Origin of the sequence: Paenibacillus sp. WLX1005 (assembly GCF_046603685.1) — a bacterium.
GTDB lineage: Bacteria > Bacillota > Bacilli > Paenibacillales > Paenibacillaceae > Saccharibacillus.
This window is the reverse complement of record NZ_CP176756.1, coordinates 5512584-5532324: the sequence shown is the minus strand read 5'-3', so window position 1 is coordinate 5532324 and position 19741 is coordinate 5512584. Positions and strand designations below refer to the sequence as shown.

Genomic DNA, 19741 nt, shown 5'->3' with positions numbered 1-19741 from the left:
TACACGTATAGGTACAATTGTTGTCTCACATACAATGCTAGATGAAGTTGTATTATAATCTGCGAGAAATTGCCCGCTTACACACTATACTACGTGCAGGCGGGCAGACAGGAGGAACAGATGGACTGGGGACGTGCCAAAACAGTACTGATCGGTGCCTTTTTACTGCTGAACATCATATTGGGATACCAGCTCTGGATGGATATTCGCGATCAGGCACAGTCCAATCTGGATATTGCCTCACTCAGCGAGAACGCTCAGCGTGCGTTGGAGGATAAGCATATTCAAGTGAATGCGCAGATTCCGCGCGATACGCCGATTCTAGGTCCGATTCCGTATCGCGATACGACACCGATGAACAGTGAGCCGATTCCACTCAAACGGGCGGCGGATAGCCAATTGATTTTTAATGAAGAGGAATTAAAAGAGCAGCTATCGACGGAAATCCCTCAATTTTCCACATATCAGTATGATGCGCTTATTGCAGAAGAAGGCGTTTTTGCTATGCATCCGCTCATAAATAATGATTTACCCCTGTTTAATATGAATCTGGAGCTGTATTATAGTAATCAGAAGATTCATTCTTACCTTGCTCCACAACTCACGTTGCAGCAGGATGAAGCGGATGAGCCGAGACAGGAGATTCTGTCGGCATCAACCGCATTGGGAACTGTTATTGAACATGATCTGCCGGAAGGGGCAGTTGTTAAGGATATTACTCTGGGCTATTACGGACAGAGCACCGGTGATAATAGTATGGTCGCCCTGCCGGTATGGCGGATTGCGCTGGAAAGTGGCGCATTCTATTATGTACAGGGAATCAGCGGGGAAGTGATCGTTACCCCGTCGTCACAAAATGAGGAGTAGGATATATGATAGGCACAGGCATACAATTTACAGTATTATCGAGTGGTTCGACAGGCAATGCGACCATCGTTCGAAATAAAGATGCAGCCCTGCTGATCGATGCGGGTCTGAGTGCCAAGCGGATCGACGAGCTGATGAAGGAGCGCGAATTCAGCGGTGACCAGCTGCAAGGCATTCTGGTCACGCATGAGCATTCCGATCATGTACGCGGACTCGGCGCCGTAGCGCGCAAATATGGACTGCCCATCTACGCCAATGAGAAAACATGGATGGCGATTGAGAAGGCAGTTGGCAAAATCACCCCGGAGCAAAAGCAAGTGATGCAGACTGGTGATTTTCTAAGCTTTGGCTCGCTACGAATCGAATCGTTCGGCATCTCGCATGATGCGGCAGAGCCAGTCGGATATGTGTTCAAAGATGGTGAGCAGAAGCTCAGTCTCGCAACCGATCTCGGTTATGTGAGCGACAAGGTGATGCAAAGTATATCCAACTCGGATGTGCTAGTGCTGGAAGCGAATCACGATATCGAGATGCTGCGTATGGGACGTTACCCGTGGAATACGAAGCGCCGCATTCTCAGCGATGTTGGTCATTTATCCAACGATGCAGCCGGAACGGCATTAAGTGAACTGCTATGCCAGAAAATGAAGCGTACGTACCTCGCGCATCTTAGTCTGGATCACAATATGATGGAGCTTGCCAAGCTGACCGTACGCGATGCGATGGAAAGCCGGGGCTGCTTTTACAAAGACCATGAATTTCAATTATGCGAAACGTATTATAACCGTCCGACTCCGTGGGATGCGCTGAGCGACATTCGCCAGGCGGAAGATTCAGTGCAGGTAATCCCATCCAGACCATGACGGAAGCCGGAAGCGACAGCAGGAACGCTGCAACAGTAGATCAGGCACAATAGAGGAGCGATGAGCATGGCGTTATTTGATGATGATTTCTATTCAACCAAAGTCCGTAGCTCCAAACGCGGCGTCTCCTCTTCGCGTAAATCATACCCATCGCTTCGCTCACCGGCGGGACGGAAACGTACACAAGCGTCCATGCTGAAGGTGGTACTAGTCAGTGCAGTCACAAGCGCAGTTACCGTACTTGCGGTTATGGGTGGCTTGTTGTGGTATCACAGCAACTATTCCGGTGCGGCGACAGCAAGTACAGCCATACCCGTGCAGCAGACGGCAGGCAGTCCATACGAGCAGCTCATTCAGGTTGCTGACAAAGTACGTCCTGCGGTCGTCAGCATTGTGAACTATCAGGAAGGTCTGGAAGAGCAGGATATGACCGCGCTGGATGAGTCCGCGCTCGGTTCGGGTGTCATTTTCCGCAAAGATGGCGGCAAGGCATACATCGTCACCAACAATCATGTTATCTCCGGTGCAGATGAAGTCGATGCCGTATTGACTGACGGCACGATGTTGAAGGCAAATGTCGTCGGGGCGGACTTTATTAGTGACATCGCTGTTCTGTCCGTCGATAGCAAGGATATCGACACGATCGCCGCGATTGGCGACTCGGATCAGCTGCAATTGGGCGAAACGGTGATGGCGATTGGCAATCCACTAGGGTTTAATGGTACGATGACATCAGGGATTGTGAGCTACGATAATCGGCTAATCCCAGTATCGCTGAATCAGGATGGGAATTACGACTGGGAGCAGAACGTGATTCAGACGGATGCAGCGATCAATGAAGGCAATAGCGGCGGCGCACTTGTGAATCTGCGCGGCGAATTGATCGGCATCAATACGATGAAGATCTCCGATACGGGTGTAGAAGGACTGGGTTTTGCGATTCCGATCAACGAAGTGATGGACTACGCCAAGCAGCTAATGGCTGACGGCAAGATCAATCGTCCATACCTCGGCGTGTACAGCATGGATCTGGATAGTCAGTATGCCTACCGCTCGTATGATGAAGAAGAGGAAAATGACACGCCGAAGCCTAAGCTGCCGGACGACGTCACTCAAGGCGCAATCGCGATGGAAGTGAGCGGCCCCGCTCAGGAAGCCGGTCTCAAAGTGGACGATGTGATCGTACAGCTGGACAAGCAGAAGATTACATCCACCCTCGATCTGCGTAAATATTTATACAATCAAAAGAAAATCGGTGACGATATCAAAATAACGTATTACCGCGATGGGAAAAAGGATTCCGTGACAGCCAAGCTTCAGGAAACTCCGGATCGCGATTAAAGAAATACTCAATCATGAACAGAACATCGTCGAATGAAATCTTTGCTCCGGCGATTGAATCATACACAAACCGTGTAATGGTGAACAGCACGGTAATAGAGGAAACGATGAACGTATATATCAAATGTTGAAGTGACGGTAACGGAATTGTAACGTGCACGGAAAGAGGGACAGTTGGAATGCTAATGTATGTAGTATGCAAAGAACATGTGGAAAAAGCGCTTGAAGATTTTGTAGATGAATACGAAGATGCACCGGATGTAGTGGATCTGAAGGAAACGGAATTTTCCGATTGGGATCCACCTGCGAAATGTATCTATTGTGAGCAGCACGGCGAATTTCTCGTTGTCTGACTACCCTGCCGGTCCGGATTGCTCATGAATCTGCCTGACCACGGAGCTATAAAAGGATACCGGCTACTGCCTGTTTGAGTAGGTATACAATAGCCGATGAATATGAATGCGATATACTATGATAACTAGCCAGACATTCTTACAGTAGCGCGTACAGATCATGAACAGAAGGAGCAGGGACCGGTTGGATAGGGTCCTTGTTTTCCTGTGTCTAGCGCCAGATACATCCAGTTTTGCGCTTATTTGGAATGTGCGGACAATTTACGACTTTGCTGTAAATTAATTTTAACTGGTTTGAGACGATTACAGCAGCATACTTGGATATAATGGGTCATGTCGGTTCCTGCGAGCAAGGAAACAAGCAGCACGGGATGAATAATGACCTCTGGAAAGGATAATTGAATATGAACGACATCAAGATACGGACGTTACGTACAGACATGCAGAATGCGAATCGACGGTTGGAACAAATAGATGCCTTGCAAGAAGGCTTTAACATACATAGAGGGCGGTGGACATATGATGTCGTCTAAGCCGCTCCAGCAACACCGCTATATGCCTGGACTGGATGGTCTGCGCGCATTCGCGGTGTTGGCGGTTATTTTGTATCACCTGAATACGGACTGGGCACCGGGCGGGTTGCTCGGTGTAGGGATCTTTTTTGTACTGTCCGGTTATCTGATCACGGACATTCTCGTCAGTCAGTGGGAGCGCAATCGCCGCATTGATCTGGTCGATTTTTGGAAACGACGGGCGCGGCGTCTGCTGCCCGCCATGTACGTCATGATCCTGGTCGTTGGACTGTGGTGTCTGATCGGGGATCATGCCAGATTGGCGTCCTTGCACGGAGATATTCCGGCAGCTCTGTTGTATGTGAGCAACTGGTGGTTTATTTTTCATAAAGTATCGTATTTCGAAAGCTTCGGTCCGGCTTCGCCGCTCGGTCACCTCTGGTCGCTGGCGGTGGAGGAGCAGTTCTATCTGCTATGGCCGTTTGTGCTAATGCTGGGACTGAAATTTCTGCCGAAGCGTGCCAATCTGTCTGGCTGGATCATGAGTCTGGCGTTCATCTCGGCGCTGCTAATGGCAGTGCTGTATGTACCCGGAACCGATCCAAGCCGTGTATATTACGGTACAGATACGCGCATCTTCGCACTGCTGATCGGCGCATCGCTAGCAGTCGTGTGGCCAAGCATCAAGCTCAAAGCGAATGTATCTGCACCTGCACAAGGATTGCTGGATGCCGTCGGCTTGGCTGCTCTGATTGTCCTGCTGTGGTCGATCTGGCATACAAATGAATACGAGCCGTTCCTGTATCGAGGCGGACTTGTACTCATCTCTATCATCACCGCTATTCTAATCGCCGTACTGGCACATCCGGCAAGTCGCCTTGCCGTACTCGTCGGCTGCAAACCATTGCGCTGGCTCGGACAGCGTTCATATGGACTGTATCTGTGGCACTTTCCGGTGATCACTCTCAGTACACCACAAGTCGACACTGGCGAACCATCGGTGATCAAAGCAATTATCCAAGTCGCTGTTAGCATCGCGCTTGCTGAGCTGTCCTATCGGTATGTGGAAGAACCGATTCGCCGTAAAGGATTCCGTTATTCCTTCGGACGTATCGGCAGTTCCAACTGGCGCAATTCGCGCGGCTGGATCATCGGTGGCTCTGCGGCAGGTATCTTCATCCTATCTGCTGCTGTACTCGGCCATCTGTTATCGTCGACTACGACGGCAGAAGAAACCGCAGAAGCACAGCAACCGCAGAGCGTCTTCATTACTGGATCAAGCCAGACGACACCAACGAACGTATCCCACTCGTCCAAGGACAAAGATACGGATGCAGCAAGTGGCAGTACGGAAAATGACAATAGCAAATCGGACGACAAACCATCCAGCGAGTCCGACCAAAGCGGCACGTCGTCGGATAACAAGGACAAGGATGCAACCGATCCTGCATCTACCGATGCAAGCACAGACGCTAATGCAGATTCTACAGAAAATAGTGATTCTTCTGCGGATCACAATACAGATTCATCGTCCACCGGAACCGACAAACCGTCATCCGGCAGAACCAATGATCAGGATTCCCAATCAAACGGTTCATCCAGCGACTCTACAGACAGCAGCAGTGGCGACAGCGAGAAACAAGATTCTTCCAACACGTCTCTACCAGCCGCTGCAACCAAGAAAACGCTGGATAAAATCACCTCCGGCAACAACGTCACCGCCATCGGCGACTCTGTCATGCTGGACGTGGCGCACTATATGACCCAAACGATGCCCGGCATCACCATCGACGGTCGCGTCGGTCGTCAGATGACCGAAGCCCCGGGAGTGGTACAGCAACTGCGTAGCGGCGGTCACCTCGGTTCCACCGTGATTTTGGAACTCGGTACGAACGGTTCCTTTACCCGTGAGCAGCTGGAAGATCTGCTGAGCGAGCTGGGAAGTGCGAAGAAGATCGTGATGGTGAATACGCGTGTACCGCGGTCATGGGAAAGTATCGTGAATGATACGATCAACGCGGTAGCGGCGGAAGATCCGCGTATTACGGTTGTTGACTGGTACTCGGCTAGTAAGGGGCAGAACAGCTTCTTTGCTACGGATGGTGTGCATGTGAATCCAGCGGGTGCAAAAGTATTTGCGACGATTGTGGCACAGGCAGTGAAAGGGAAATAATTTATTTTACACAATATTCCAATAATGTATTAAATATTGAAGTTGGAATGACGATAATAGTAGTGAATGCGATATAGCGTGGCAAGTGCTCCCTTTGTGCTGACCGGATGGTTGGTGTGGAGGGAGTTTTCAATTTTGTGGGGGGTGGTTTGGTGAGGCTCCTTGAGAGAGTTCGGTGGGGGTGCGGACAGCACTGCGGAAAGGAATAAGGGAACGCACTCCGGTGGAGCCGCGGGAATCTACGGACTAGGAATAAATTGTAGATTCCCGCCCCTCCAAAGTCGCGCTTTTCCCTTATTTCCTTTCCTCCGTTCCGTGCGTGTTGCATCCATAATTAATGAATGGGGATTATACGGCGGTGGAAGACTCACCAAACCACGGGGAGGAGGGTGGGGAGAGTACGCTGTTCCAGCGTATTGGGGCATGTGGTGGAGCACGTGGGCAGATATTTTATATTGAGTAATATATTGGTGTATAGTGCCTAGATGATTTTTGTTGATGAGAATTTGATTGGAGTTTTTCATACTGAGATGAGTATCTTTATAAGATAATTATGTGTAGTAGGTATATAGTTTGTGCGGTATATAGATTATAAGGAAGATTAGTGTATAGAGTGGAATGTTGGTCAAATATTGTTGGTTTTCTATATTTGTAGTTTTTTTGTTCTCCGAACCTTAGTCATTTGTGTTTTTATTCTTATTATCTATTTGTTGTTTATACATAGTTAAGTATAGAGATGTATTGATTTATTCAAAAAAAATTTGCTTAAAGAAAATGTGGAGTGAAGTGAGCATTATAAAGATTTGAAAGTTGGTAGCTGATTGAAGTACAGTTCGTTGAAGAATTCTCATGTGTTGGGTTGGGATATGTTGAACGTTTGTTGGGGTTACATATGAGTTGTGGCGTATATGGTTGAGAGATTGAGTTCAGTTACATACACGAAAAATGCAGACAGGGTTGTGGGAATCGCGATATAGTGGGGTAGTGATTGTTGGTCGTGAGAGTTGCAGAATGATTGGACTTTGAAAAGGGGTAGGGTATGCATATTCAGATTATTGGCGTAGGGAAGTTGAAAGAGAAGTATTTGGTGCAGGGGATTGCGGAGTATAGTAAGCGGTTGACGCCGTATATTAAGTTTCAGATGACGGAAGTGAATGATGAGAAGGCACCGGATACGCTCAGTGATGCTGAGGTGAAGATTGTGAAGGACAAAGAAGGAGAGCGGATTCTGGCGCAGATCAAGCCGGATGCGCATGTGGTGGCATTGACGCTGGACGGGAAGCTGTGGAGTTCGGAGGAGATGGCGGCGGAGATTGATCGGCTGGGGACGTATGGGAGTAGCCATTTGGTGTTTGTGATCGGTGGGAGTCATGGAATCGGGGATGAGGTATTGAAGCGAGCGCAGCAGCGGCTTTGTTTTGGTCGGATGACGTTGCCGCATCAGTTGATGCGATTGGTGCTGGTGGAGCAGGTGTATCGGGCGGTGAAGATTAATCGAGGGGAACCGTATCATAAGTAAGCACATAGTCGAATAGACGCCCGACGGTATGCTAGTTTATGCTTACTGTGAACCGCATCTTAAGGAAGGCGAACCTTGAGGATTCACACACAGATTGCGAATGTAAGACATGCTCGGCGAGCCAGTTTGTGGGCTATGGGAGCGATTCCCAATATAGCTGCGAATCCAGACTACAGTCAATTTTTGGGGTGTCCTCAACTAGATATATCACAGGGTTACTTCAGAACCATAGGCAGTCGAAGTGAACCGCAAATACTAATATAAGATAAACACAAATTCAAATGTATCTTCCATTTCCGCGGGCATAGAGCTTCGCGGATATTTCTTTATGAAGCGACGCAATCTGCTGAATTGGGCAAAGACTCCGACGGAAAAGGCAAACACGACGGCGTTCCATCCTCTATACTTAGAGTACACATCCTACCGATAGGAAAGAGGCTTTTTGAGAATGCGTGTATAGGTTAGTTACAGGAGCGACAGGCTACATAGGAGGAGCGGGCATTCGCTAACTGCTGGATGCCGATCACGTCCGATTACGTTGCAAACCGAACATGAAGGCTTCGGGGAAGGGGCGATTGTATTGTTGATTTCAGTGACACGGATGCGAGTGAAGAGCATATGGGTGCTGCCGCTTTTTATTTACCATATGGTTCGGTCAACCAAGCAACTGAATACGGCTGCCGGATTGCTACATTCCGATCTCGCACATGACGGTTGGAGAGTGGGCTGGACGATGTCGGTATGGGAGAACAAGGATCGCATGCTGGAATACCGCAATCACGGCAATCATGCCAAGACAATGAAGGTCGCACGTCGAATAGGAGATGAATTTCATGCTGTCCATTGGGATGGGGATACGATTCCAAGCTGGGAGGAAGCCAAGATCCGTTTACAGCAAAAGTACAGCGGAACACTAGACCAGCACAAGTGGTGAATGGTTTCCCTACAGCCAACGGAGGAGGATTCATATGGCAAGTAAAAGGATTCGGGCACTTGTGTTCATTCTCGCATTTTTGATTGCCGGCTACGCCACTGTCCATTACACAGCATGTTTATTTTTCATTATACGTAAGATCGACTTCATGCAAGCATCCACGACCTCCCCTCGTGGACTGACCCAATATTAGAAATGAATGTATCATATAGCGATAACTCCTTTATAATGCCACTATCGTCTAATTAGACGATAGTATGTCATATCATTTGCGTACACTATATTCCATTCATCCATCGTATCATTAGATAAGGTGCTTTATACTAATAGAAGATGATAGAGAAATGACGATCGTGTAGCTGGGTCGCCAGTCTTCGCTATGTGGCATCATATATAAGCAATTACTGTTTGAACAGTAATGATTCCTCTACACGTGTAACATGAAATCGAATGAACTTTAGAAAGCAGGGTCTTCTACATGACAAGCAACATAGAACAGCGTTACCGATTCAGTGAGGCGCCGATCTGGGATATTCAGCGTCAATATTATGAAGAACAAGGAACGAAGGCTTGGAAAAACAATCAGGTTCCTCAATACATTACGAGCAACCCGATGATCGCTGCCACCTATGCGGAAGTATTATTTGGGTTTCTTCAAGATCGAGCGAACAAGGGAGAATCTGAGCCTATCATTATCGTAGAGCTAGGAGCAGGAGCAGGGCGATTTGCTTATCACGTATTGCACGAGTTATGCCAGCTTCGTGAATATGCAAGCATTGCATTGCCTTCCTTCCGCTATGTGATGACGGACTTGGCAATGAACAATGTATTGGCATGGCAGCAACATCCCGCTTTGCAAGCTTTTATTGCCGAAGGATTGTTGGACTTTGCGCAATACGATGCGGTTCAGGATACGGAGCTGCATCTTGTTGTATCTGGCACTACGATTCGTGAAAAGGAATTGCAGCAACCGCTAGTTATTATCGCAAACTATTTCTTTGACAGCATTCCGCAAGAGCTACTGTATGTAGGCGGTGGCAACATTTATGAAACCGATGTGCATGTGCAAGGTCTGCAACATTCGGAGTCGGCAAAACCGTCAGGCTCGTTGAAGAACATACAGCTACGTTACGAGCATCGACGCGCGTCTGAATACGAGCAACCCACATATCCTTATCGCGATGTGATTGCGCTCTACCGGGAGCAGCTGGAGGACTCGCATATTTTGTTCCCTGCTGCTGGATTGACGTGTTTGGAGCGATTGAATCGTTTATCGCAGTCAGGATTTGTCTTGATCTCGGCTGACAAAGGAGATCATCTACTGGAGCAATGGAGGTTCGCGGAACCGCCGGAGTTGATCTTGCATGGTGGTAGCTTTTCGTTGACGGCGAATTATCATGCGATTCAATATTTCTTTGAGCAAAAGGGTGCATTGGCATTATTTCCACCGCATCATTATAAAAATATCAATGTCGGCTGCATCTTCCATGTGGACGCACCAATGGACTATGTGCATTCAAGATTGTCGTACCGTCGCTGTATTGAACGGTTTGGTCCAGATGACTTTTTCAATATTAAGGTCTGGGTCGATCGCCATATCAAGAGTATGGGGATGCAGGAGTTGTTGAGCTTTTGGCGATTGGGCGGATATGATGCGGAGTTTTTCATCCAGAGTTTGAAGCAAATCTCGCATCTGTTGCCGGACGCAGCGGACGATGAATATGAGGATCTGTGGATGGGGATTCAGAAGATGTGGTCGTCGTACTACATTATGGAGCAGCGTTACGATCTGGCGCTGGATGTTGGACTGATTTTGTTTGAAATGGGGATGTATGAACAATCCAAACGTTTCTTGGAAATCTCGGTACAGGAAGATCAGGACGAGATCATATCGACGGTGTATTATTGTCTGGCGCTGTGCTGTTTTGAATTGGAGATCGAAGATGATGCGTGGATGTATGTAAGGAAATTATTAGAGGTTGAGCCGGATCATGAAGAAGCATTGGCGTTGATGAGCCAATTTGAGAGCAATTCATAAGCATGGAATAAAAGGCACCCACGCAGGTGCCTTTTTCTTTTTGTTATTTTCTTTGGAAGTTACATTGCACTTTATGCTAAGTCGTATCTAACAAGAAAACACGAAAGAGATGTAGCATCCTATCGACCAAAGAGCATAACCAGCTATCTGAAGAACAGGAAGAAAGCTATCTGAAGAAAAAGAAGAACGATCGGTGAGAATCGCTTTGGTAACTATATATAAAGGGACTGTGCTTCGAAAATAATGATGTACAGCTTCCCTATACAATATAAGGAAAGCGATGCTTTTTTCGGCGTGTATGAACGATCGCCACTTCTACCCTGCTGGCTATAGCCCCAGCATATGACTAGACATGCCTTTTTTGTATGACAGGACTCCACTTCGCTCATGTTATACTCATTAGAAGAAAAAGGCAGAAGGAGCAAGTGATATGATTCCCTTTCGACACGACCATGTAGGTAGCTTTTTACGTCCTGGCAACTTGAGTCAGGCGCGTCAACAATATAAAACAGGTAGCATCACTCATGAAGAATTAAGAGCTGTGGAAGATCAAGAGATTATCCGCATCATCGAAAAGCAGAAGGAAAACGGTGTGATCGGCGTGACAGATGGTGAGTTACGCAGAAGCTGGTGGCATTTTGATTTCTTGGGCGGTCTGGACGGCGTAGAGCTGTATGAGCAAATTGAAGGACCGCAATTTCATAATATGCAAACACGCAAAGGCGGCATTCGCGTAGTCGGCAAAGTGGATTTCTCGACGCACCCGTTCGTAGAGGATTTCAAATTCGTCAAACAGCATGCAGGTGACGCTGTAGCGAAGCAGACGATTCCGAGTCCGAATATGCTTCTATATCGCTTGGAAAATGGTGCTAATGTGTATACAGATCGCGAGGCGTTCCTGCAAGACACCATCGCAGCGTATCAAAAAGCGATTCAAACCTTCTATGACGCGGGCTGTCGCTACCTGCAACTGGACGATACTGCTTGGGCAGACCTCTTCTCGGACGCAGGTCATGATAAGATACGTGCCAAAGGGTTGGAACCCGCAGAAGAGTTGAAAACGATGCAGCGTATGATTAACGAATCGTTGGCTCATAAACCGGCGGATTTGGTAGTGACAATGCACATTTGCCGCGGTAACTACAAATCGAATTATTTCTCGACAGGCGGCTATGATTATGCGTCTGAAGTGATCTTCGGCGGCTTGGATGTAGACGGATTGTTTTTGGAGTTTGACGACGAGCGCTCCGGCAGCTTTGATTCGTTAAAACATGTGAATCGCAAAGATCTGAAGATCGTACTCGGTCTGCTCACATCCAAAACTGGCGAATTGGAAAATAAAGAACAAATCAAAGCCCGAATTGCCGAAGCAGCTACGTATGTGCCTCTGGAGCAGCTTTGCTTGAGCCCGCAATGTGGATTCTCATCTACGGAAGAGGGCAATATTTTAACAGAAGACCAACAATGGCGGAAGCTGCGTTACGTGAAGGAAATTGCAGACGAAGTGTGGGCGTAATCCATTTCAAACGTAAGGGGTTATACAATGACAATACAAGCAGATCAGGATGCTGTAAACGCCATTACCGTTGAAGCGTTGATCAATGGACAGAACGTAACGTCTGTTTCCCAATTAGCCAAAGAGAATCCAGCGAATCCGACCGAGATCGTGGGCTATTTCCCTGTTACGACGAAGGAACAAGCCGCTCAGGCCATCGAAGCGGCAGCAGCAGCTTTTCAAACTTGGAAAAAAACCGATATTCAAGAGCGCGTGACGAGCATGCGCCAAGCGATTGACAAGATCCGAGCAGCTGAGAATGAAATCGTGCATTTGCTGTCCAGAGAGCACGGCAAGCCGCTATATGATGCGCACGGCGAAATCTATGTTTCGTTGATGTGGATGGAGTTTGTTTGTAATGAAGCGGAAGCGGCTCTGCAAGAACAGGTGCAAGAGCATGATCACGGCAAAACGATTCTGTCGTATGACCCGATCGGCGTAGTGGCAGCGATCAGTCCGTGGAATTATCCGATTGCTTTGTCTACGATCAAGATCGCTCCTGCCTTGCTGGCGGGTAATACAATTGTACTGAAACCAAGTCCATATGCGCCGCTGGCAGCAGCGAAGGTGGCTGATATTATTGCAAGCGAGTTTCCGGCGGGCGTCATTAATGTCGTTCATGGAGCAGCGGATGTGGGCGTGGAATTGACTACGAATCCGCATGTGGCGAAGATCGCTTTTACAGGCGGAACCGAGACAGCCAAGCATATTATCAAAGCAGCTTCGGACACGATCAAAGATATGACGCTTGAGCTGGGTGGCAATGATGCAGCGATTTTCCTGGGTAGCTTTGACGTTGAGGACGAGCGTGCGATGCGCCGGATTGTGATTTCGAATTTCCTGACGACCGGTCAGATCTGCATGATCGCCAAACGAGTGTATGTACACCGTTCGATCTACGACCAGTTTGTAGAAAAATATATCGAGGCGGCGAACCGTTGGATTCGCATCGGTGATCCGTTTGATCCAGATACAACAGTCGGTCCGGTCAATAATCTGAAGCAGAGAGAGTACGTGCTGAGTCTGGTAGAAGATGCGAAGCAGCGCGGAGCGAAGGTGATCCCGCTTGGTCGTATTTTGGATCAGAAGCGGTTTGACGAGGGGTACTATCTGCAACCGACGCTGGTTCTGGATTGTGATGTGCATGATCCAATCGTAGTGGAGGAGCAATTCGGTCCGACGGTTCCGATTCTGCAATTCGATGATGTAGAGCAGGTGATTCGTCTCCACAATGAAAGTATCTACGGATTGACCAGCTCGGTGTGGGGCAAAGAAGAGGATGCGATATCCGTTGCGCGTCAGCTTGAGGCTGGAACGACGATGATCAATACGGCTGCGGTTCAAGGGCTGGACGTTCGCTTCCCGTTTGGCGGCTTCAAGCAATCTGGGATTGGTCGTGAGTATGGTGTAGAAGGCATTCGCACGTATACGGAGCAGCATGTGATCAATGTGCCGAAGATGCTGGATCTTCCGTATATTCCTGAGTAAACGGTATAGAAGGTCTTTGGAAGGAATGCTTTTGTAAGGAAATACTGCTTTTGATTGATATAAGTGTAGGCTTGAATACAGCGCCTTGTTTCCTGATTCTTGAGAATCGGCAGACAGGGCGCTTTTCTGCTAGATGAGTCAGTGCTTATAGAAGTGTACGATTGTTCTTCACAGAACGTACCATGAGAACCCAACCAATCAATCCGCACAACACAAAGCCAAATGCATGCAGTGCTCCATACATGGGGATGAAATCAAGAATTGTGAGGTCAAACTTGTTTTTTAGCAGCGGATAGAATAGCGAAATCAAGATAATAGTGTAGAATGCCAGACAAGAAAGAATCAAAAAGAAACGTGCCTGTTTGTACAACGTATTTCGATTTCGTTTCAAATACATAAGCAAATATGTCGTGTACACCACAATATTACAAGCGAACAACGTGACACCGATGTACTCAATAGGCTTAGAGAACATCATCCCAATCGCGATCAGAATCGGTCCGATAATATCGATGGCAACGACCCATGGATACCAGCTCTTCTTCACCATAATCCGCCCCAGCATCCCAATAAAAATCGGAACGATTGCAGAGGAGAAGTGAAAATGGACGGAATTGAGTGCATATGTGTCAGGATTTGCTTGGAAGAGAGTGAATTGATACTGGTATAAAGTGAACCAAAATCCTCCGATGAAAAAGTAGATCAGCCCTGCACCAATCGCAATTTCTGCTATTTTACCTTTATATATCGCTATAGTAGAGACGCCATACATACAAAGTAGCCATGTGAGCAATAGCCAGCCTAGAGAGAGCAAGCTCGGTATCGTTGTATCTGCGAATCCCCAGACGTTACTGCTCATGACAGATGCTAGAGCGAGAAGCGCTGCGGGGAGTTGAAACCACTTTATCGCAGTATAAATCGTTTGTTGAATGGCAGTCTTCTCTTCGTATTTCAATACTAAAATGACTAGAGGAACAATCACAAAAGCCGCATATAGCAGAAACTTTTCGACGAGTTCCAATGCAAAGTAATCAAGAGAGAATACGAGGATGATTAAGATGGTGCCTGGGATTATAGGTGCGAATAAAGATGTCATCTGTTGTGATTGGAAACGAGACATGGCGGCTCCTTTCTAACTATATTTAGTGTTATATCTGCTTATATCTGTTTATTGAGCTGTATACTAGATTGAGAATGCTCTTTTAGTAGTCTAACATAGTTGTTTGCTGATTTATCTGCTGTATTGAGCCGTACAGTATGTTTGAAGATATAATGATATTAAATGAATACATAGAGTAGGCATATTTTAAATAAACATTAGTATCGTATTTTATTGGATGAAGTAAGCTTCTCAGGAAAAGGTGAAGATGAGACGTTCTGGTGAAGTCATCACCATTGATTTTATCCATTTTCAGAATGCGAGACTAGAAGAGATAGGGAGGTCGCACAATATGACAACGACAATGATCGATGGAATTACATTTGAATTGAAAGAGGAATTTGATTTTCGCTTTTTATCTCAGTATGGCAAGGTGTTTACCGTATTTGATCGGCAAGATTCAGGATATATCTGTTTTGGTGTCGTAAATGATCACGGGAAGCTGTTTATCAAAGTAGCAGGTGCAGCAACTGTGTTGAGCAGTATCAGTACAGACATCGCGATTACTCGACTGCAATCCACTGCGTTAGTTTATCAAGATCTGAGTCACCCGACTCTGATTAACATGATCGAACATAAGGAGGTCAGAGATGGCTATGTGACGGTGTTTGAGTGGTTTGATGGAGAGTGCATGGGTAGACAATATGATCATTTTGAGGAATTTTTGGCATTGCCGTTGGAACAGAAATTCGATATATACAATGAGATCTTGCTATTCCATACACATGTTAACAAAAAAGGATATATTGCTATCGATTTCTACGATGGTTGTATTATGTATGACTTTGCTTCAGGAGAAACGAGAATTTGTGATATCGAATTTTATGCCCAATCCCCAGTGATCAACACGGTTGGACGGATGTGGGGATCCAGTCGCTATATGTCTCCTGAGGAATTTCAACTGGGAGCAGAGATTGATGGGCGATCCAATGTATTCCTGATGGGCGCCACAGCCTTTCAGCTATTTGGTGGTGGAACAGAGAGGCGTTTGGATACGTGGCAAGCGAATGAACAGCTATTCCAGATCGCTTTGAAAGCGGTTAGTGTAAGGAAAGAGGATCGGTATCTATCAATTGGCGAATACTTTGATGCATGGAATAAAGCGATCACGACAGCTACATCTTGATTCGATCAGGTTCACAGAAGAACCGTTACTCTTGATTGGATCAGAGAAATCAACAGTAATAGATGGATTGTAATGTATTTTAAAGAAGATCACGCAGAACCCAATTACTACAAGAACAACCTTCCCCTTGTATATTTATGTATATCCTAACTATTTCCTTCCTGTGGTAATATAAGTGAATCAGCACATAGGTTACATACCGAGAACGCAACAATCGACTTCAGTCCAACCCACTAACCAACGGGAGTGATCCTCAAATGAATCAATTTCTTCAAATGGGTGCCAATACAACCTTGAGTTCTGCAAAAGGCAACATCACCATCAGCCACGACATCTCGCCTACTATCGACATCTCACTTACCGCCTTCCTGCTCACCGATGCCGACAAGGTACAGGGAGATAGCGGCATCATCTTTTACAATCAACCGACCAGCGCTACAGGCGTAGCCACTCTGTTACCATCTAAGCAAGTAGGCAATACCAAAGTTCATACACTCGATTTTGACATGGATAAAGTCCCATCAGGCATCATCAAAATAGCAGTAACGCTAACCGAAGACAACAGCACGGGATTTGCTAATGTAACCAATCTGACCGCAGAGATCCATACCGGCGATACAATGATCCAGCTCACACCATCTACATTTACAAATGAAAATGGCATCATTGTGCTGGAGTTATACTTGAGAAACGGTCAGACCAAAGCAAAGTCGATCTGGCGCGGATTTGACTCTGGGCTTGAAGGGTTATGTGCAAACTATGGTGTCGAAGTAGAAGCGGATGAAACGAACGCGTCTTCTGCGCCTCCTACCATTTCCAACCCTTCATCCCAACCTACGCAAGCTGCGCCATCTGCTCCAGCAGCATCAAATAATCAGCCAGTGCCTCTATCCATCAACCTGCAAAAGGTCACGGGCAAGGTCAATCTCGAAAAAGGGCAGAAGTCCGTCATCATTGATAAAACGCCAGAAATCACAGCAACCGTATCTTGGAAGACAGGTACGGATTATGATATCTACGCTCTCGTTTACACCAAGGCTGGCAAGCAGATCGATGTAGCCATGTTCGGTGCGAAGAAAACGCCACCTCTACAAAACTACGGTAATGGAGCCGTCGAGCATATGGGAGATGTTGGCAGAAGTAGCGCAGCTATCAAGACCGAGGTGATCAAATTAAGACTGACCGACGATATCGTTGCTGTTGTTCCTGTCGTGTATTCCGCTCAATCTAACGGTACGGGTTCATTTTACAGATATAAGGTGTCGATGAGCATCGATAATCACAGTGGCACTTCGGTTACGATCTCTGCCAAGAATGCGAATAATAACGACAAGATTTATACGTGCGTACCGGGTATTCTGCACAACACGCCGGATGGTGTGATTATCAGCCCGCTAGAGCTGTATAGTAAAAAGAATTCCGAATATAGACCTGCGCTTAAACTAGATGCTTCCCGTATGGTAGAAGTCATCATGGATGAAGGTCCGGTTAATGATTATAAATAATTAAGGATGATTATATGTCAAATATATTTACTATTTTACAGCAAAATAAAAAGGAGTTAGCTGCAACAATTTTTGTTTTTGTATTTTTTGTTGCAATTACTCTCTTATTAGGATGGATTTTCTATAATCCCAAGGGATTTTTGAATTTGATCATTGAATGGAATCATAGTTTTAAGTGGTCAAATTATTGGATAGGTCTTTACTTTATTTATCTTTCAGAAATTTTTCTGATTTTTTTGATTTTTGATTTAGTAATGCATCAAGTGCTTTTTGTAGTACGATTTTTTTATTCAGAACTAACACATCTTTTAGTAAATAAAAGATGGATTTTAGTTAAATTAGTCCGCTTAAAGTATGGTTTTGATAAATTCCATTATTATGTTAAGCCTAATATACTTAAGTATGCAGGTTTTGAGGATAAAGGATTAATTAAAGAAATAACGGCTGCTAGAGTAATTGATATATTACTTTCATTGTTTTTCTCATTTTTATCTTTCTACTCTATATTAGCAGTAGTTTTGACATGTCTCACTTACGATATATCTCTAATAGATGGTGCTATTAATGGTATTAGTGAAAAATGGATACTAGTTTCACAATTTTTATGGGAAAATTTCACTAAGTTATCTGCAATTATAGTTTTTATTTTGATAATTTTTTTGTGGTACTTTGTGAGTGGTTTTGGAGTTAGACAAAGAGCAATTGCTCAGGCTAATAAAAAGAATTTAGAGGAGGTTATACAATTATTCAGAAAATTAGATGAACCTATAATCGAGATCATTTTATCGGGATCTAAAAATATTGAATACGCTATTAAATGTTATGGATTTAATTTTAATTTTAGAATGTTGGACACGGAATAATTATCCAAATATTTTTAATGAACGAAGTGAATCTTATTCGAATTGGAGTATGATACAATCGAGTGATTTTTTATTTGAAAATATTGCTGAATTGGATGAATTAATAAGCAACTTAGAGCAACTAAATAAATCAGAGAATAAAAAATCTATGCGATGGTTCTTGAAATATAAATTTGAGCTACTGACATTTGCGAATATAACATATATTCATGAAAGAACTTTACAGAATTACGATTCAATTCTCTTTACTGAAAAAGGATTTATTGAAATGACTCGAAATAAACGTTCAGAGTTTCAGATGAAAAAGGATGTTAAAATAAGTGATCAAGAATTTAAAGAAAAAGAGGCTTTTTTTATCCGTCATGTGCTAAATAAATATATTATAGAGGGAATAGAACTTCTATATATTTTGAACAGATACATCGAAGTTGCCGATAAAACTCTTCATATGGAATCAGATAAATTAGGAAGAGGAATCAGATTATTTACAGGGAAGGAATAAAAATATATAGTTCGATATATCAAAACTTGTCTTTGCTTATTTTAATAAAAATTAGATATCAAGTCATAAGATTCAACAATGAATATTGTTAAAAGCTATTGTTATTCATATAAAAAATTGATATAACGCTTGATTTGGATTTTTAAAGCTCCGTTATAATTATAATGGAGTTTCACTTATAAATTAAGGTGTCAATAAGCATCGATAATTTACGATCTCTGCCAAGAATTCTAACAATAATGCCAAAATTTATACCTATATACTGAGAATCCTGCATAGTATGGCTGATAATGTGATTATTAGCCCGCTAGAGCTGTACATTGAGAAGAATTCAGAGTATCGACCAGCGCTTAGGATAGGATCTTCGCATATGGTAGAAGTAGTTATGGATGAAGACCCAGTCAATAATTATGAGTAGTCGATTCGTAGATTATATGAAGAAAGAATCAAACTCCTAACGAATAATAAAAGCTCAAGCCAATTACTGACTTGAGCTTTTATTATTTGTGAAAACTATCATCGTTTGAACTCTTTTGTATGCGATCCTTTAAGAGGAGCATTACTTTTGCTCCAGATGAACCCGTCCACACTGCGCCATCACTTCCAGCACAGGGATACATGTTTGTCCGTATTCGCTCAAGGCATATTCTACTTTTGGCGGAATCTCCGGATATACCGTGCGAACAATAAGATTATCCCGCTCCAATTCGCGTAATTGTTCAGTTAACATTTTTCGTGTAATCTGTGCAATCGAACGCTCCAATTCGTTAAAGCGCTTCGTACCAGCTGCAAGGCACCAGAGAATAATCACTTTCCATTTGCCGCCCATTACCGATAAGGTAGCCTCTACAGGACAACCTTTCCCATTCATGCCATCACATCCTATCTGTATTCCTACGTTACCAATTGGGTACTACGTTACGAAAAAGTGCGTACTTATCAC

16 protein-coding genes are annotated in these 19741 nt (G+C 45.0%); 14 read left to right on the top strand and 2 right to left on the bottom strand.

Annotation, left to right across the window (positions count from 1 at the left end):
• The first annotated feature begins 120 nt into the window (after nt 1-120).
• From yycI to ACE3MZ_RS23610, 10 genes are all read left to right on the top strand, one after another.
• Entirely contained in the window at nt 121-867 is a 747-nt protein-coding gene (gene yycI / locus ACE3MZ_RS23655; RefSeq protein WP_411344522.1) for a two-component system regulatory protein YycI, read from the top strand.
• A gap of 5 nt (nt 868-872) precedes the next feature.
• Complete coding sequence (locus tag ACE3MZ_RS23650) at nt 873-1730, top strand: MBL fold metallo-hydrolase (protein ID WP_411344521.1); 858 nt, start codon at nt 873-875, stop codon at nt 1728-1730.
• Between the two features lie 66 nt (nt 1731-1796).
• Nucleotides 1797-3071 (top strand): S1C family serine protease, encoded by a 1275-nt coding sequence (locus tag ACE3MZ_RS23645; RefSeq protein ID WP_411344520.1) that lies wholly within the window; start codon nt 1797-1799, stop codon nt 3069-3071.
• Nucleotides 3072-3256: 185 nt separating this feature from the next.
• Nucleotides 3257-3424 carry a CxxH/CxxC protein gene (locus ACE3MZ_RS23640; protein ID WP_411346899.1) on the top strand — a complete coding sequence of 56 codons (168 nt, stop codon included), beginning with the start codon at nt 3257-3259 and terminating at the stop codon, nt 3422-3424.
• Nucleotides 3425-3943: 519 nt separating this feature from the next.
• A complete protein-coding gene (locus ACE3MZ_RS23635) occupies nt 3944-6109 on the top strand; it encodes an acyltransferase family protein (protein WP_411344519.1) in 2166 nt (721 codons plus the stop codon).
• A gap of 1039 nt (nt 6110-7148) precedes the next feature.
• Nucleotides 7149-7628, top strand: coding sequence for a 23S rRNA (pseudouridine(1915)-N(3))-methyltransferase RlmH (gene rlmH / locus ACE3MZ_RS23630; protein WP_411344518.1), 480 nt, complete (start codon nt 7149-7151; stop codon nt 7626-7628).
• 580 nt (nt 7629-8208) lie between these two features.
• Nucleotides 8209-8562, top strand: coding sequence for a DUF3291 domain-containing protein (locus tag ACE3MZ_RS23625; protein ID WP_411344517.1), 354 nt, complete (start codon nt 8209-8211; stop codon nt 8560-8562).
• A 478-nt stretch (nt 8563-9040) separates the two neighbouring features.
• Nucleotides 9041-10600 (top strand): SAM-dependent methyltransferase, encoded by a 1560-nt coding sequence (locus ACE3MZ_RS23620; protein ID WP_411344516.1) that lies wholly within the window; start codon nt 9041-9043, stop codon nt 10598-10600.
• 430 nt (nt 10601-11030) lie between these two features.
• The gene (locus ACE3MZ_RS23615) at nt 11031-12116 is read left to right on the top strand and encodes a 5-methyltetrahydropteroyltriglutamate--homocysteine S-methyltransferase (RefSeq protein WP_411344515.1); all 1086 of its coding nucleotides are present in this window, start codon (nt 11031-11033) and stop codon (nt 12114-12116) included.
• 27 nt (nt 12117-12143) lie between these two features.
• Nucleotides 12144-13643 carry an aldehyde dehydrogenase family protein gene (locus ACE3MZ_RS23610; protein ID WP_411344514.1) on the top strand — a complete coding sequence of 500 codons (1500 nt, stop codon included), beginning with the start codon at nt 12144-12146 and terminating at the stop codon, nt 13641-13643.
• A 145-nt stretch (nt 13644-13788) separates the two neighbouring features.
• On the opposite strand, the gene ACE3MZ_RS23605 is transcribed toward ACE3MZ_RS23610, so the two are convergent.
• Nucleotides 13789-14763: a YndJ family transporter gene (locus tag ACE3MZ_RS23605; RefSeq protein WP_411344513.1), complete on the bottom strand. Its 975-nt coding sequence runs from the start codon at nt 14761-14763 to the stop codon at nt 13789-13791.
• A 331-nt stretch (nt 14764-15094) separates the two neighbouring features.
• Here ACE3MZ_RS23605 and ACE3MZ_RS23600 point away from each other — a divergent pair, with 331 nt between their 5' ends.
• The 4 genes from ACE3MZ_RS23600 to ACE3MZ_RS23585 all read left to right on the top strand — a co-directional run bounded on the left by ACE3MZ_RS23600 (nt 15095) and on the right by ACE3MZ_RS23585 (nt 18798).
• The gene (locus tag ACE3MZ_RS23600; protein WP_411344512.1) at nt 15095-15928 is read left to right on the top strand and encodes a serine/threonine protein kinase; all 834 of its coding nucleotides are present in this window, start codon (nt 15095-15097) and stop codon (nt 15926-15928) included.
• 257 nt (nt 15929-16185) lie between these two features.
• A complete protein-coding gene (locus ACE3MZ_RS23595) occupies nt 16186-17433 on the top strand; it encodes a TerD family protein (protein WP_411344511.1) in 1248 nt (415 codons plus the stop codon).
• Between the two features lie 14 nt (nt 17434-17447).
• Complete coding sequence (locus ACE3MZ_RS23590; RefSeq protein ID WP_411344510.1) at nt 17448-18296, top strand: hypothetical protein; 849 nt, start codon at nt 17448-17450, stop codon at nt 18294-18296.
• 49 nt (nt 18297-18345) lie between these two features.
• A complete protein-coding gene (locus ACE3MZ_RS23585; protein ID WP_411344509.1) occupies nt 18346-18798 on the top strand; it encodes a hypothetical protein in 453 nt (150 codons plus the stop codon).
• 559 nt (nt 18799-19357) lie between these two features.
• Here the strand turns inward: ACE3MZ_RS23585 and ACE3MZ_RS23580 are convergent.
• A complete protein-coding gene (locus tag ACE3MZ_RS23580; RefSeq protein ID WP_411344508.1) occupies nt 19358-19669 on the bottom strand; it encodes a winged helix-turn-helix transcriptional regulator in 312 nt (103 codons plus the stop codon).
• Between the last annotated feature and the right edge of the window lie 72 nt (nt 19670-19741).